The sequence below is a fragment of the Cupriavidus sp. YAF13 genome (assembly GCF_052113425.1).
GTDB lineage: Bacteria > Pseudomonadota > Gammaproteobacteria > Burkholderiales > Burkholderiaceae > Cupriavidus.
In genome coordinates, this window is sequence record NZ_JBFRDD010000050.1 from 47,682 (window position 1) to 63,019 (window position 15,338).

The 15,338-nt window shown below is 67.3% G+C and carries 11 protein-coding genes; 2 read left to right on the top strand and 9 right to left on the bottom strand.

The window, feature by feature from the left end:
• Positions 1 to 62: 62 nt before the first annotated feature.
• The 4 genes from AB4061_RS31295 to mdlC form a co-directional block, all read right to left on the bottom strand.
• Positions 63 to 1,445 carry an MFS transporter gene (locus AB4061_RS31295; protein WP_441640098.1) on the bottom strand — a complete coding sequence of 461 codons (1,383 nt, stop codon included), beginning with the start codon at positions 1,443 to 1,445 and terminating at the stop codon, positions 63 to 65.
• A gap of 200 nt (positions 1,446 to 1,645) precedes the next feature.
• Positions 1,646 to 2,602 carry a ketopantoate reductase family protein gene (locus AB4061_RS31300; RefSeq protein ID WP_441640107.1) on the bottom strand — a complete coding sequence of 319 codons (957 nt, stop codon included), beginning with the start codon at positions 2,600 to 2,602 and terminating at the stop codon, positions 1,646 to 1,648.
• 60 nt (positions 2,603 to 2,662) lie between these two features.
• Complete coding sequence (locus tag AB4061_RS31305; protein ID WP_441640099.1) at positions 2,663 to 4,114, bottom strand: aldehyde dehydrogenase; 1,452 nt, start codon at positions 4,112 to 4,114, stop codon at positions 2,663 to 2,665.
• A 223-nt stretch (positions 4,115 to 4,337) separates the two neighbouring features.
• Positions 4,338 to 5,951: a benzoylformate decarboxylase gene (gene mdlC, locus AB4061_RS31310; RefSeq protein ID WP_441640100.1), complete on the bottom strand. Its 1,614-nt coding sequence runs from the start codon at positions 5,949 to 5,951 to the stop codon at positions 4,338 to 4,340.
• Positions 5,952 to 6,082: 131 nt separating this feature from the next.
• Between mdlC and AB4061_RS31315 the strand changes: the two genes are divergently transcribed.
• The gene (locus AB4061_RS31315) at positions 6,083 to 6,985 is read left to right on the top strand and encodes a LysR family transcriptional regulator (RefSeq protein ID WP_441640101.1); all 903 of its coding nucleotides are present in this window, start codon (positions 6,083 to 6,085) and stop codon (positions 6,983 to 6,985) included.
• A gap of 68 nt (positions 6,986 to 7,053) precedes the next feature.
• Here the strand turns inward: AB4061_RS31315 and mdeB are convergent, their stop codons facing one another.
• The 3 genes from mdeB to AB4061_RS31330 all read right to left on the bottom strand — a co-directional run bounded on the left by mdeB (position 7,054) and on the right by AB4061_RS31330 (position 11,935).
• The gene (mdeB, locus tag AB4061_RS31320) at positions 7,054 to 9,756 is read right to left on the bottom strand and encodes an alpha-ketoglutarate dehydrogenase (protein WP_441640102.1); all 2,703 of its coding nucleotides are present in this window, start codon (positions 9,754 to 9,756) and stop codon (positions 7,054 to 7,056) included.
• 31 nt (positions 9,757 to 9,787) lie between these two features.
• Positions 9,788 to 10,777: a Bug family tripartite tricarboxylate transporter substrate binding protein gene (locus AB4061_RS31325; RefSeq protein WP_441640103.1), complete on the bottom strand. Its 990-nt coding sequence runs from the start codon at positions 10,775 to 10,777 to the stop codon at positions 9,788 to 9,790.
• Positions 10,778 to 10,918: 141 nt separating this feature from the next.
• Entirely contained in the window at positions 10,919 to 11,935 is a 1,017-nt protein-coding gene (locus tag AB4061_RS31330; RefSeq protein WP_441640104.1) for a 1-aminocyclopropane-1-carboxylate deaminase, read from the bottom strand.
• 223 nt (positions 11,936 to 12,158) lie between these two features.
• Here AB4061_RS31330 and AB4061_RS31335 point away from each other — a divergent pair, with 223 nt between their 5' ends.
• Entirely contained in the window at positions 12,159 to 12,668 is a 510-nt protein-coding gene (locus AB4061_RS31335) for an Lrp/AsnC family transcriptional regulator (protein ID WP_043356167.1), read from the top strand.
• 99 nt (positions 12,669 to 12,767) lie between these two features.
• Here AB4061_RS31335 and AB4061_RS31340 read toward each other — a convergent pair whose 3' ends face one another.
• Positions 12,768 to 14,366 carry an EAL domain-containing protein gene (locus AB4061_RS31340; RefSeq protein WP_441640105.1) on the bottom strand — a complete coding sequence of 533 codons (1,599 nt, stop codon included), beginning with the start codon at positions 14,364 to 14,366 and terminating at the stop codon, positions 12,768 to 12,770.
• 258 nt (positions 14,367 to 14,624) lie between these two features.
• Positions 14,625 to 15,338 (bottom strand): type VI secretion IcmF C-terminal domain-containing protein (locus AB4061_RS31345; RefSeq protein WP_441640106.1); only part of this gene is annotated, 714 nt, incomplete at its 5' end.

The following is a 15,338-nucleotide window of genomic DNA, read 5'->3' on the forward strand; positions in this document are numbered from 1 at the left end:
GCCGCGCGAAAGACGGTTCCGATCCCGGATCATAGCGAATTCCGGATGTACCGGCCCTGGCCTCAGCTGCGTGCGAGGACCGCGTCACCGCTGGCCGGCGCACGCGCCAGCTTCGGGATATGCCCCTTGACCGCGAGCAGCGCCACCAGCACGGCGGCCATCGCCGCGCCGAGCATGCCGAGGTAGGACGACGCGCCGCCCGCAGTGATCACCGCCGCGCCCGCGAAGGCGCTGAGGATTGCCCCGAGGCGGCCAAAGGCCAGCGCCGACGCCGTGCCGGTGGCCCGCACTGCCGTGGGGTACACGAAGGCACACAGCGCGTACATGGTCGACTGCACCGCATTGACGAACATGCCGTGCACGCCCAGGCCAACGATCAGCAACCCCGTACTGTGGCGGACATCCACGCCTTGCAGCAACAGCGCGCTGGCCGCCCCGCCGGCGCAGCAGATCGCCAGCGGCCAGCGCGAGCCGAAGCGCGCGATGGCAACCGCGCAGCACAGCGCGCCGATGACGCCGCCAAGGTTGTAGGCGGTCAGGCCGGAACCCGCGACCGCCACGTTCAACCCCTCCGACGCCAGCATGGTCGGCAGCCAGCTAAAGGCGCTGTAGACGGCCAGCAGGCACATGAAGAACGCGCACCAGATCGCCAGCGTGTCGCGCGCCTGCCCGGGTGCGAACAGCGCGCCGAAGCCCTTGCGGCTTTCCGCGCCGCGCTCGGCCAGGTCGGTGAAGACGGCGTTCGCGGGCAGCGGCCTGGACATGCGGCCGAGCAGCCGGCGCAGTTCGTCCCACCGGTGCGCTCGGCGCACCAGGAAGCGCGGCGACTCGGGCAGGACCAGCATCAGCAGCACGCCCAGGCCCAGCGGCAGGGCGCCGCCGATAAAGAACAAGCCGCGCCAGCCGTAGGCCGGCAGGACCACGCTGGCAAACAGGCCGGCCAGCATGCCGCCCAGCGGCACGCAGACGATCGTGGCCGTCACCGCCAGCGTGCGGCTGCGTGCCGGGGTGAACTCGGCCGTCATGGTGGTGGAGCTTGGCAAAGCGCCGCCGATGCCCAGCCCGGCGATCAGGCGCAGCACGGCGATCGTGGTCGTGTCCGGGGCGAAGCCGATGGCGCAGGTGGCCGCGCCGAACAGGAAGACGCTGCCGATCACGGCCCACCTGCGCCCGAAGCGATCCGCCAACAGGCCCGCGCACGCGCTGCCGATGCCCATGCCCACCAGCCCGGCCGCCACCGCGGGCGCGAAGGCGCTGCGGGTGATGCCCCACTCCTTGATCAGCACGGGAATCGCGAAGCCGATCAACTGGCCATCGAAGCCGTCCATCACGATGGACAGCGCGGCCAGCATCACGACGATCTTCTGCATGGTCGTGTAAGGGCCGTCGTCGAGCACGCTGCCCACGTCGACGGGCGTGCCGGCTTGCTGCAGGTTCGCGCTCATGCCGCCGCTCCATGGCGATGCGCGCCGGGCGCTTGCGCCGCAATGGCGCGGAACAGATGCGTACTCATAGGCGTACTCATAGGCGTGTTCATGCGTGTCTCCTGTCGATGGGCGCTTTGGCCGGGGCCAGCGCTTTTTTGTATTGCGTCTTGCGTATCGCGTACTACGTATTACGTCTTGAGGCCGCGGCGTGCCGTGGCTCAGTGCTGCCGGAGCGGGCTGGCGCCCTGCCCGCCATTTGCCGCCCGGGCTTCGATCAGCCGGACGAGTTGCAGCAGGCTCTCGGTGCACGGCACCGGCACCCCGCTGCGGCGCGCCGCGGCCACCACGGCGCCGTTGATCGCATCGATCTCGGTGCGCCGGGCGGCAAGGATGTCCTGCAGCATGGAAGGCTTGTGGCCGATGTGGTGGCCGATGGCGTGCAACACATTGGCGCCGACCTTGTCCGCATCGACAGCCACGCCATGACTCCTGGCCACGGCCAGCACCTCGGCCGCCACGGACAAGGCGAGCGCCGTGCCATCCGGGATGTTGCCCAGCTGGTCCACGGTGCTGCCAGTGACCGCGCAAAGGGGGTTCAGCGCGGCGTTGAATGCCACCTTCTCCCAGATCGCGGCCCACACGTCCGCATCGGCGTGGCAGCGCAGCCCGGCGCGCTCCAGCGCCGCTACCGTCCCCGCCACGGCGGGCCGGTCCACGCCATCGGCGCTCATCATCCGGATCCCGCCCTCGCCGTGCGAATGCACGTGCCCGGGGCCGACCAGGTCGGCAGGCCATGTGGTGACGCCAATCAGAAGCCGCTGCGCCGGCACGAAGTCGGAAATCGCATCGACGCTGCCCAGGCCGTTCTGCAACGTCAGCACAACCGTGTCGGGCCCCAGCAGGTGGTGCACGCCCGTCAGCGCGGCGCGCGTGTGCATGGATTTGGTGAAGACGATCAGCAGATCGGGGATGGCATCCGCCTGTTCCGGGCGCACCGCCCGCATGCCGTGGACCCGCCGGTCCGCCTCATCTGTCTGCAGGCGCAGGCCGAAGCGGCGGATCGCGTCGAGATGCGCGTCGTTGACATCGATCAAGGTGACGATATGGCCCGCTTGGGCAAGGCGTGCGCCAAACAGCGAGCCCATGGCCCCGGCCCCGAGAATTGCGATTCTGATCATAGCGTCGCCGCGATCCGGCGCTGGTTGGATGGCGTTGTCTGGGTGTGGCGGCACGGCCTAGAAGGGGTAGTGGCGCGGCGTCGTCTGCACGGTGACCCAGCGCAGGTCAGTGAACTCGGCAATGCCGGCCTGCCCGCCAAAGTGGCCAAAGCCGCTGCTCTTCACGCCGCCGAAGGGCATCTGCGCCTCGTCGTGCACCGTCGGGCCATTGATATGGCAGATGCCGGATTGAATGCGCCTGGCCACGTTCATGGCCCGCGCCACGTCGCGGCTGAACACTGCCGACGACAGCCCGTACTCGTTGTCGTTGGCGCAGGCGATGGCCTCGGCGTCGCCGCTGACGCGCACGATGGGCTTGACCGGGCCGAACGACTCTTGCGCATAGATCCGCATCCGCGGCGTGACGTAGTCGAGCAGCGTGGCCGGCATCAGGGTGCTGTCCGCCTTGCCGCCGCACAACAGCTTCGCGCCCTTGGCCAAGGCATCGTCGATCAGCGAGTTGCAGCGCGCAACGGTGCTCATGTCGACCACGGAGCCCAGCACCACCGGCCCCTTGCGCGGATCGCCCAGCGGCAGCGCGCTGGCCTTGGCCGCCAGTTGCGCGACAAAAGCATCGGCGATCTTGTTATCGACGATGATGCGCTCGGTCGACATGCAGATCTGGCCGGAATTGGCAAACGCGCCAAAGGCGGCACCGGCGACGGCGGCATCGATATCGGCATCGTCCAGCACCAGCAACGGGGCCTTGCCGCCCAGCTCAAGCACCACCGGTTTCAAGTGCCTGGCACAGCTAGCGGCGATGACCTTGCCCACGCGCGTGGAGCCAGTGAAGTTCACGCGTCGTACCGCCGGATGGGCGATCATGGCTTCCACGAGTTCGCCCGCATCGGCCGGCGCATTGGTGACGAAGTTCACCACGCCCCTGGGCAGGCCGGCTTCCTGCAAGGCTTCGACGATCAGCCCGTGCGTGGCCGGACAGATCTCCGAACCCTTCAGCACGACGGTATTGCCGCAGGCCAGCGGCAAGGCGATGGCGCGCACGGCCAGGATGACCGGGGCGTTCCAGGGCGCCATGCCAAGGACCACGCCGGCCGGCTGGCGCACGCCCATGGCCAGGCTGCCCGGCACGTCCGACGGAATGACCTCGCCATGGATCTGCGTGGTCAGGCAGGCCGCTTCAAGCAGGCCGGCCGCGGCCAGGTGCACGTTGAAGCCGGCCCACATGGCGGAGGCACCGGTCTCGGCGGCCATGGCGGCAGCAAAGGCTTCGCTGCGGGCTTCCAGCGCATGCGCGGCCTTGGTCAGCAGCGCGCGGCGCTCGCTCGGGCCGATGGCGGCCCAGGCGTCGAAGGCCGCCGCGGCGGCGTCCACCGCCGACAGCGCATCGGCCACCGTCGCGGCCGGGGCGATCGTGGCTACCTCGCCGTCCAGGGGATTGCGGCGCTCGAAGGTGGCGCCATTGCCTGCCTGGCGTTGTTGGCCGTCGATCAGCAACGAAATCTTCTGCATCCTTGTCTCCTTTGTTTTGCTTGCCTGCGGTTTGCTTCGCTCTGCGCTTGCGGGCGCTCGTTACGTCGTCGCGCTGGAAAAAACCACGGGCTTCGCTTCCAGTGGCTCCTAGCCAAACCGCCCCTCTCCCCAACCCTCTCCCCATGAGGGGAGAGGGAGAGACAGCCGTCGTCATGGCACGCGGCTTTGGCCTGTTCGGCGGCTTCGGCCTTTGCCTCGGTGCTCATGCCACCTCAACCTCCACCAGCATCGTCGTTGGCGAGCGCAACGCGTCGGCCAGGGCATCGCGCAATCGCTTGGCGTCACGCACCCGCACGCCTTCGCAACCCATCCCCTTGGCCAGCGCCACGAAATCAATCCCCGGCAGGTCCGTGCCCTGCACCGGATCGGCCGGGGCAAAGCCAAACTCCGGCGCGAAATCCTGCAGCGCGGCGTAGCGCGCGTTGTTGAGGATCACGAAGGTGATCGGCAGCTTGAGCTGGACCGCGCTCCAGATGGCCTGGATCGAGTACATGCTGGAGCCGTCGCCGATCAGCGCGATGACGCGTGCCCCCGGCCGCGCCAGCGCCACGCCAACGGCAGCGGGCATGCCGTAGCCCAGGCCGCCGCTGTCCATGGTGTAGAAGGTGCCGCTTTGCGTGAACGGCAGGTAGCCCTGCATGACGGGACGCGCGCTGGGCGCTTCTTCCACCACGATGTCGGCGGCGTCGCGCACCTCGGCCAGGGTCTGGAGCACATAGGCGGTGGACATCAGCCGCGTCGGTTCGGCATGCGCACGCGGCTGGCGCGGGGCAGGCAACGGGCGTGCCCTGGGCGCGGGACGCGCCAGCAGGTCAAGCACGCCGAGCCGGATATTGCCCACCACCGATGCGCCCACCGGCGTCCAGGCCGCGATGGCGGGATCGTCGATCAGCTGATACAGCGTGGCGCCCTCCGGCACATGGGGGCCAGCGCCTTCCACATGGTAGGTAAAGGCCGGCGCGCCCAGCACCAGGATCAGGTCGTGCCCGCCCAGCAGGCCGACGATCTTCTCGCGCATGGCGGGCAGGAAACCGGCGAACAGGCGATGGTCCTCCGGAAAGCCGCAGCGACCGGACATTGGCGCCACATAGACACGCGCGTTGTGCGCCTCGGCCAGGCGCACCACTTCGTCCCATGCGCCGGCGCGATCGACCGCGCCGCCGATGACGAAGGCGGGCCGCTCACAGGCATCCAGCGCGGCGCCAACGCGCGCAATCGCCACCGGATCGGGCCGCACCTCGGTGCTGACGGCGCGCGCAGCCACCCGTTCGGCCGGCTGGTCCCAGTCGTCCACCGGGATCGAGACCAGCACGGGGCCGCGCGGCTCCTGCATCGCCACGTAATAGGCACGTGCGATGGCCAGCGGCACATCCGCGGCGCGCGCCGGCTCGATGCTCCACTTGACGTAGGGCTTGGCCAGCTCGGTGGCCTGGGCAGACGACAGGAAGGGATCGAACGGCAGGATCGAGCGCGCCTGCTGGCCCGCCGTGATGATCATCGGCGTGCGGTTCTTGAACGCGGTAAAGATGTTGCCCATGGCGTTGCCGACGCCAGCCGCCGAATGCAGGTTGACCAGCGACGCATTGCGGCTGGCCTGCGCAAAGCCATCGGCCATGCCCACCACCACCGCCTCCTGCAGCCCGAGCACGTAGCGGAAGTCGGCGGGGAAATCCCGGAACATCGGCAACTCGGTCGAACCGGGATTGGCGAACACCGAAGTGATGCCAAGCTGGCGCAGCAGGTCGATCACGGCGTCGCGCACGGTGCTGCTTGCGTTGCGCGCGGCGCCCGCCACGGTTGTCGTGCTACCGGTCATGCAAATCTCTCCCGTCGATGCATTTGGTGGAACGCCTGGCCCAAGGCCGGCGCGTGCTTGGTGTGCAAAGTATGCGAGCCCAACCCTTAATTGAATATTGCCTTCTTGATCAAAAGGCATTACTTTTGCGCATGACTTTCGATCTGCGCCAGCTCAAGGCCTTCACCACCATCGTCGCCAGCGGCAGCCTGGGCCGGGCGGCGGACGCGTTGCACGTGACCCAGCCCGCACTAAGCCGCACCATCAAGCGGCTGGAGGACGAGCTTGGCGCGCCGCTGTTCGAGCGCCACGCCAAGGGCATGCTGCTCACCGCGGTGGGCAGCGCCCTGCTCCCCCATGCCACGCTGCTGCAGCGCGAGGCCGAGCACGCGCGCGAGGAGATCGATGCCATGCGCGGCCTGGCCAAGGGCACCATCAAGGTGGGCGCGGTGGGCAGCATCGCCAGCATGGTGCTGCCGCTGGCGGTTGGCCGGGTCACCAAGGCGTGGCCGAACCTGCGCGTGGAGATTACGGAGGGCGTGTGGGACCGGCTGGCGCAAAGCCTGATCCGGCATGAGATCGACCTGGCGCTCAGCATCTGCGCGCCGGACACCGACGAGATCGAGGCCATTGCCGACTGCCGATGGGAGGACAGCAGCTACGTGGTGGCGGCGCCGGGCCACCCGCTGCGGCGCAAGCCGGCGCTGACCCTGGCCGATACCCTTGACCAGCAATGGGCCATCCCGCCYCGGGGCACCGGGCCGTTCGAGCACATGCGGCAGGTGTTCGCGGCGCAGGGGCTGGGCCTGCCGAACATCGTCGTGGAGACGCGTTCGGTGACCGCGCTGAAGAGCCTGGTCGCGCAATCCGGCTTTCTGAGCTGGATGGCCGAGCCGATGGTCGAGGCCGAGCGCAAGGCCGGCGTGATCGACATTCTGGACATTCCCGGTGGGGTCGGCACGCGTACGCTGACGGCCTTCCGGCGGCGCCAGGGCATCCTGCCTGGCCCCGCGGTCAAGCTGCTGGAAGCACTGCGCCAGCTGACCGCGGCTTGATGCGGCTTGATGGGGCTTGATGAGGATCGAGAAGGTTGCCGGCATGAGAGCCGGCAACCGGTCGCCAGCTAGATCGACGCCAGGGAAATCACCTCGGCAAGGTGCTTTCTTTCGCAAGCCATCTCATCGGCCACGATCTCCGCCATCGCCGCCAGGCTGGCCTGGACGATGGCCGCGGCATCGACCTCGAAATAGCGCCGCAGCGCAGCCCGCGAATCGCTGCGTCCGAAGCCGTCGGTGCCCAGCGTCACGTAGCGCCGCCCCGGCGGAACGAAGGCACGCACCAGCTCCGGCAGCGCGCGCACATAGTCGGTGGCCGCGACAATCGGGCCGCTGCCCGCCCCGAGCTGCCGCCCGAACCAGCTATCGATGGCCGCAACCTCGCCATGGCGCCACAGGCGTTCGCGCGCCACCCCTTCACGCGCCAGCTCGATGTAGCTGGTCACGCTCCAGACATCGGCGGCAATGCCGTGCACCTGCTCGAGCTGGCGCGCCGCCTTCAGGACTTCGCCCATGATGGCCCCGCTGCCAAACAACTGCACGCGGTGCTCGAACGCCGCGCCGCTGCGCAGCAGGTACATGCCCCGCACCACGCCTTCGTGCGCGTCGGCCGGCAGGCTCGGATTCTCGACGCTTTCATTGGTCACGGTGACGTAGTAGAACTCGTCGGCCTGTTCGCTGACCATGCGCCGCATGCCGTGGTCGACGATGACCGCCAGCTCCCCGGCGAACGCCGGATCGTAGGCGCGGCAATTGGGAATGGTCGAAGCCGCCAGGTGGCTCGTGCCGTCCTGGTGCTGCAGGCCCTCGCCCCCCAGGGTGGTGCGTCCCGAGGTGGCGCCGATCAGGAACCCGCGTGCGCGCTGGTCGGCCGCCGCCCAGATCAGGTCGCCCACGCGCTGGAAGCCGAACATGCTGTAGTAGATATAGAACGGCAGCATGGTGGTGCCGTGCGTGGAGTAACTGGTGGCCGCCGCGGTCCACGAGGACAGCGCGCCGGCCTCGGTGATGCCCTCCTCCAGGATCTGGCCATCCTTGACTTCCCGGTACGACAGCATCGATGCCGAATCCTCCGGCTGGTAAAGCTGGCCGAACGGCGCGTAGATGCCGACCTGGCGGAACAGGTTCGCCATGCCGAACGTGCGCGCCTCGTCGGCGACGATCGGGACGATCCGCGGGCCCAGCACAGGATCCTTGAGCAAGGCGCCCAGGTACCGCACCAGCGCCATGGTGGAGCTCATGGCCTTGCCATCGGCATGCAGGGCGAACGCGGCGGTCTTGTCCAGCCCGGGCACCGGCAACGGCCCGGCGCCGGGATGGCGCGCGGGAAGATAGCCGCCGAGGGCGGCGCGCCTGGCTTGCAGGTAGCAAATCTCGGGGCTGTCCTGCGCCGGGCGGTAGAACGCGGCGCGGGCCACTTGGTCGTCGGTCAGCGGCAACTGGAAGCGGTCCCTGAACGCGAGCAGATCCTCCGGGCCGAGCTTCTTTTGCTGGTGCGTGGTCATCCGGCCTTGCGCGATGGCGCCCATGCCGTAGCCTTTCATGGTCTTGGCCAGCACCACGCAGGGACGCCCGTTGCACCTGGCGGCTTCGGCAAATGCCGCGTAGATCTTCGCCGGGTCGTGCCCGCCCCGGCGCAGGCGGTCGATCTCGTCGTTGGAGAGATGCGCCACCAGCGCGCGCAGCGCCGGCGTCTTGCTGAAGAAGTTCTCGCGGTTGAACGCGCCATCGTTGGCCGAGAGCGTCTGGAATTCTCCGTCCACGGTCTGCGCGAACGCGCGGCTGATGGCGTGATCGTGGTCACGCGCCAGCAGCGCGTCCCACTCCGACCCCCACAAGCACTTGACGACATGCCACCCCGCCCCCGCGAACAAGGCCTCGAGCTCATCGACAATGCGCCCGTTGCCGCGCACCGGCCCGTCCAGCCGCTGGAGATTGCAGTTGATGACGAACGTGCAGTTGTCCAGCTTTTCCCGGGCGGCTAGCGTCAGTGCTGCGATCGACTCCGGCTCGTCCATTTCGCCATCGCCGAAGAAGCCCCAGACCCGGCGCTCGCTGGTCGCTTTCAAGCCCCGGTTTTCCAGGTAGCGCATGAATCGCGCCTGGTAGATAGCGTTGAGCGGGCCGATGCCCATCGAGCCGGTCGGAAACTGCCAGAAGTCCGGCATCAGGTAGGGATGCGGGTAAGAACTCAGGCCGCGAATCCCTTTGCCTTCGGCAACGATCTCTTGCCGGTAGTGGCAAAGCGATGCTTCGTCCAGCCGGCCTTCCAGGAAGGCACGCGCATAGACGCCGGGCGCCGAATGGGGTTGAAAAAAGACGAGATCCCCGCCTTGCGCGGCATCCGGGCCGCGGAAGAAATGCTGGTAGCCCACCTCGAACAAATCCGCCGCCGAGGCATAGCTCGCGATGTGGCCGCCAAGCTCGCCATGCGCCTGGTTGGCGCGCACCACCATGGCAAGCGCGTTCCAGCGCAGGATTGCCGACAGGCGCTGCTCCATCGCCAGGTCGCCGGGATAGGCCGGTTGCGCTTCGACCGGGATGGTGTTCAGGTACGGCGTTACCTGTGCTGGCCGCCACGGCAACCGATGCTTGCCTGCATGCGCCAGCAGCGCATCCAGGATGGCGCAGGCGCGCTCCCTGCCCTGCTCCGGGCCCCAGGCCGACAACACGCCATCGAGCGCGTCGCACCACTCCTGCAGCTCCTGCGGATCCGTCTGCACAATCGGATCGCTCGCCAGCATGGAACCGAATCGGTCACGAGATGCCATCTTCACACTCTCCCGCCGGCAACTGCCCGGCTCAATTTGCCTGGATGCCCGCCTTCTGGGCAATGGCCCGCATGCGCGGCAGGTCCTTGTCGATCATGGCGCTGACCTGTTCCGGCGTTGCATAGGAGGGTTCCAGGCCGTTGGCCACCAGTTTTTCCTGGATCTCGTGGTCTTTCATGGTCTGCGCCAGGGCCTTCTCGAGCCGTGACCTGACCTCGGGCGGCAAGCCGCGCGGGGCCGCGATCGCCACCCATGAATCCGCATCGAAGCCCGGGAAGCCGGATTCCGCGACGGTGGGCACCTCCGGCAGCAGCGTCGCGCGCCTGGCGCCTGCCACTGCGATCACCTTGATCTTGCCGCTCTTGATATGCGGCAGGGATGCCGCGATGGTGTCGACCGAGAACGGAATCTGCCCGCCGATCAGGTCGGCAATGGCTGGGGCGCTGCCTTTGTAGGGAATATGCTGGAGCTGCATGCCGGTGGCGCCCAGGATCATCTCGCCCGCGAAGTGGCCGGTGGTGCCATTGCCGAACGAGCCATAGGCGTACTTGCCCGGCGCGGCCTTCACCGCCGCCATCATCTGCTTGAGGTTGTCCACCGGGACATCGCGATTCGCCAGCAGGATCAGGGGCACGCGCGCGACCAGGCCGATGGGCTCGAAGCTCTTCACCGGATCGTAGGGCAGGTTGGCGTTGATGGCGGGGTTGACCGTGAAGGTCGAGCCGGAACTGATGAACAGCGTATAGCCGTCAGGCGCGGCCTTTGCCACGTAGCCGGCGCCAACGATGGTGCCGGCGCCCGCGCGGTTCTCGATGACCACGGGCTGGCCGAGACGGTCGCCCAGCTTCTTGCCAACCAATCGTCCCATGATGTCTACCGCCCCGCCCGGCGGAAACGGCACAACCAGCACGACCGGCCTGGCGGGATATCCCTGGGGCTGCGCATGCGCGGCGCACATGGCGATGCCCAGCAGCGACAGCGCCTTCACCGCCATCGAAACGCTTCGTGAAACGACGTTCATGCGCTACTCCTGTGATTGAGCGACGGGGGCAAACGGGGAGCAAAAAATGGGTAGCAAAGCGAGACCGGGGGCTTTGCCGGACAAGCGCCCCCTGATACCGGCGTTGCACCACCGGCATCAGGTTGCGGCCGTCGTGCGGGATCAGCCGTTGCGGAACAGGAAGCTATAGGCGCTCAGCGCCGGGGCGCCGCCCAGGTGGGCGTAAAGCACCTTGGAGCCTTCCGGGAATTCGCCGCGGCGGACCAGGTCGATCATGCCCTGCATCGATTTCCCTTCGTAGACCGGGTCGGTCATCATGCCCTCGAGCTTGGCGCTCATGCGGATGGCTTCGAGCGTCTCTTCGGAAGGCAAGCCATACTCCGGCCCGCCGTAGCGCGTGTCGAGCACCACGTCCTCGTCGGTGATGTCGCGGCCGAGGTCGACCAGATGCGCGGTGTTCCGTGCAATGCGCAGGATCTGCGCCCGGGTCTGCTCCGGCTTGGCCGATGCGTCGATGCCGATCACGCGGTTGGTGCGGCCATCGGCGGCGAAGCCGACCACCATGCCAGCCTGCGTGCTGCCGGTCACCGAGCAGACCACGACGTAGTCGAACCGGAAGCCGAGCTCGGCTTCCTGCGCGCGCACTTCTTCCGCAAAGCCAACGAAGCCCAGGCCGCCCAGCGGATGCTCGGAGCACCCCGCCGGGATCGGGTAGGGCTTGCCGCCCGCCTGGCGCACGCTCTCCATGGCCTCTTCCCAGCTCTTGCGGATSCCGATRTCGAACCCATCGCTGACCAGGCGCACGTCGGCGCCCATGATGCGAGACATCTGGATATTGCCAACGCGGTCATAGACGGCATCGGAGTAATTCACCCAGTCCTCCTGCACCAGCACGCACTTCAGGCCGAGATGCGCCGCCACGGCAGCCACCTGGCGCGTCTGGTTGGACTGGATGCCGCCGATGGAGACGAGCGTGTCGCACCCCTGGGCGAGCGCGTCCGGAATGATGTACTCGAGCTTGCGCGTCTTGTTGCCGCCGAACGCCAGGCCGCTGTTGCAGTCCTCACGCTTGGCATAGAGGTCGACCTTGCCGCCGAGATGCGCGCTCAGGCGTTTCAGCGGCTGGATGGGCGTGGGGCCGAACGTCAGCTGGTGGCGGGGAAAGCGTTTGAGATTCATGCTGGCAACTCCTGGGTTTCTTGGATGACTCGGGTTAAGAGCGGGGATCCAGGCATCAAGGCTGGCGAAGAACACTGGCATGTGGAGCCACCTTTCGTTGATGCTGCGACGGACTCAATCCTAGAAAAAAACGCACGAAACATGGTTGCAAATTTCGATTCGTTTATGCACTATAAAAAATTCAAGGCGCTCATTTTTAATTTTTTGTTTTTTATAATTAACCATGGACGAAACAAAATTGCGCACCAAAACCGAGCACCCTGTGCCACATTCCGAGGCATTGGATCGCACCGACAAAGCCATCCTGCGCGCACTCCAGCGCGACGCGTCCATCTCGAATGTGGCGCTGGCAGCCAAAGTCAGCCTGAGCCCGCCAGCCTGCCTGCGGCGCGTGGAGCGGCTCAAGGAACTCGGGCTGATTCGCGGGATCGTGGCGCTGCTGAACCCGGCCGCGCTGGACGCGGGGATGCTGGTGATGATCGGCGTGGTGCTGGACCGGTCCACGCCGGAATCCTTCTCCGAGTTCGAGAAGGCCGCCCAGCAGGTCTCTGGCTGCATGGAGTGCCACGTGGTGACGGGCGAGTTCGACTACTTCATGATGCTGCGCACCAAAGACAGCGAGAGCTTCAATCGCCTCCATGCGGAGCAACTGCTGTATCTGCCGGGGGTCCGCCAGATACGCTCGTTCATGGTGCTCAAGCAGGTGCTGTCGACGACGCAGTTTCCGATCTGAAGCAGCGGGCGCAGCGCGGCAAAAGCGTCCGCGACCGCGCGATGCGCGCGGCATCGCGGTCCAGCCGCAATGGCATCCGGCCCGAGCGTTAGCTATGCGCTACGCCGCAGGCGCCGTCAGGGCGCGAACCTGGTCCTCCAGGTCTGCGATCCGCCGCTTCATGYAGGCTTGCGCGCTGATATCGCTTATGACGCCATACCAGCGATCGATCGCGCCGCTCGCGCCGACATGCGGCTGGGCACGGCTCAGCATGTGGCGCCAGCTGCCGTCCGGCCACTGGATACGGAACCGGGTCGCGAACGGCTGGCCACTCGGGATCCAGGCAAGCCACTCCGCCCGGATACGCAACTGGTCCTCAGGATGGACCGTGGCACGCCAGGCGTCGATGCGGTCCTGCATGGCGCACCCGGCGCTGTCGCGGAAGTTCGGGCTGATATAGCACAGCGTGCCATCGGGGTCCGCCGCCCAGGCAATATGGGGGCTCAGCTCGACCGAGCAGCGGAAATGCTCCTCGCTTTCCCGCAAGGCTAGCTCGGCCCGTTTGCGCGCCGAGATGCCGATGGCAACGAGGGAGATGCCGATCACGTCCCCGATGTCATCGTTGACGCACTGGCCGACCACCAGGTAGACCTCGCCGTTCGCGGTAATCTCGCGCTCCACCGGGGAGCACGCCTGCGCGGCAAGCACGGCATGCGCCAGCGAGCAGATCGACCTCGCGGCCTCAGGCATGCTCGCCGCGCAGAGCTGGGCGCCGACAAGGGCGTCCACCTGGGCGCCGAGCATTTCCGCATAGCGCCCGTTGACATGCACGTGCCGCAAGCGCGTGTCCAGGAAGCACAGGCCGACTGGCGCGCCGACATAGAGCGCCTCCAGCTGATGCAGCCGCTGGTACGGCGAACGATCCAACAGCCGCGGATCCGGCGCGCGCAAGCCAAGCCGCTGGATAAGCGCGGGAATCCGCTCTGGTTGCAGCGCCGGTGCCCACAGCCATCCCTGGCCGACATCGCATCCCAGCTTGCGCAGTATGGTGGCATGCTCTTCGCGCTCCACCCCTTCCGCGACAACACGCATGCCGATGCTGTGGCCCAGCCCCACGATCGCCGTCACGATCCGGCGGCACTCCTGATCATCAAGCATGCCGCGCACAAAGCTGGCATCGATCTTGATCTCGTCGAATGGCAGGGCATGCAGGCGTGTCAGGCTGGCATAGCCGGTACCAAAGTCGTCCAGCGCGATACCGATGCCGAGTGCCTTCAGATCGTCGATGATGGCCCGCGCGAGCTCGACATCGGTCTCCATGGCGCCCTCCGTGATTTCGATCTGAACGCGCTCCAGCGGGAATCCCGTCTGCGTGACAGCGTCCGAGATCAGCGCGACGACCGCCTTGTCACGCAATTGCACCGGAGACACGTTGAACGCCAGCACAAAGCCCTGGCCCCAGCGCACGGCCTCCCCGCACGCCGTGCGGACGATATGGGAAGTCAGGCGATCGATTAGCCCGCACGACTCCGCGATCGATATAAAGGTGACGGGGGAAACCGGGCCCGTTGCGGGATCCGTCCAGCGGGCGAGCACCTCGAAGCCGACGATGGCGCCGGTTTCGAAACAGATCAATGGCTGGAAGGCCGGCCGGAGCAAGCCGCCATCGAGCGCGGCTGCCAGTCTTGCGCAGATATCGTCCGTGTCTCCCACTTTCATCCTCACAGATACCGCCGGAAATCCGGATCGTGTCTTATCGAACGGCGCGCCCATGGATCGGCCCGGCAAACGCCTGTGCCGGGCTGTGTTCCGTCAGGTTTGTTCCCTGACCGGGCGCTTGTCAGGCGTAGCGACCTTTTCGCCACTCCCCCCATTGGATATCGACCAGCCTGACGGCAAATTGAGGTCTTGGCTGCCACCAGCCTGGGCCGTGCGGCCGATGCATCATCCCGGCTGCCCTCTCTGGCTTCGCCGGCGCTACTTGCGCGGACCAGGCACGGCGCGGACCGCGGCCTGCGGCTCCCGGCCCACGAAGATCCGCGTTGGCAGCACAAAGCCCCGCAGCGCCAGCATCTCCAGCGGCCCCTGCCCGACCTCGGTGCGCATCAGGTAACGCACGGGATAGATCACGTCCGCCGCAACAGGCGCCTGGGCGCTGCGCGCGGTCAGGCTGTCGGGATCCTCGGCGAAGGTCCGGCCGTGCGCATCGGCCTGGTTCTCTGCAGCGGCCTTCGGCGCGCCGGGCCCTTCTAGCGCTTCCTGTGCATCCGACGCTTCCGGCCTCGCCTGCCACGTCAACTGGTAGTTCGCGCTATCCACCGGCTCGATGTGCGCCCGCTCCAGCATCCGCACCAGGCCCCAGCGGCCGCCGAACTCATAACTCTTGCTGGTGCCGGCGCGCTCGGTCTGCCATTGCAGCCGGGTGCCCGGGTCCTGCTGGTTCTTGCCCGGCCACGTCATCGCCTGCCACGTCTCGCGCTGGTTGTAGTAGTGCAGCGTCTGCCCATCGAGCGTCAGCAGCGTGTCGGTCAGGCCCGGCGTGGGGATCGGCTTGAACTCGAAGCGGTACTGCGGCTCGCCCTGGGCCAGCAGGTGCGCCGCCATGCGCTGCAAGGTGTTGATCGCGTTGAGGAAGGCCGGATCGAAGGACTGCGCCTGCCCGCCGGTGGCCGCCGGCAGCCACTGATCGCC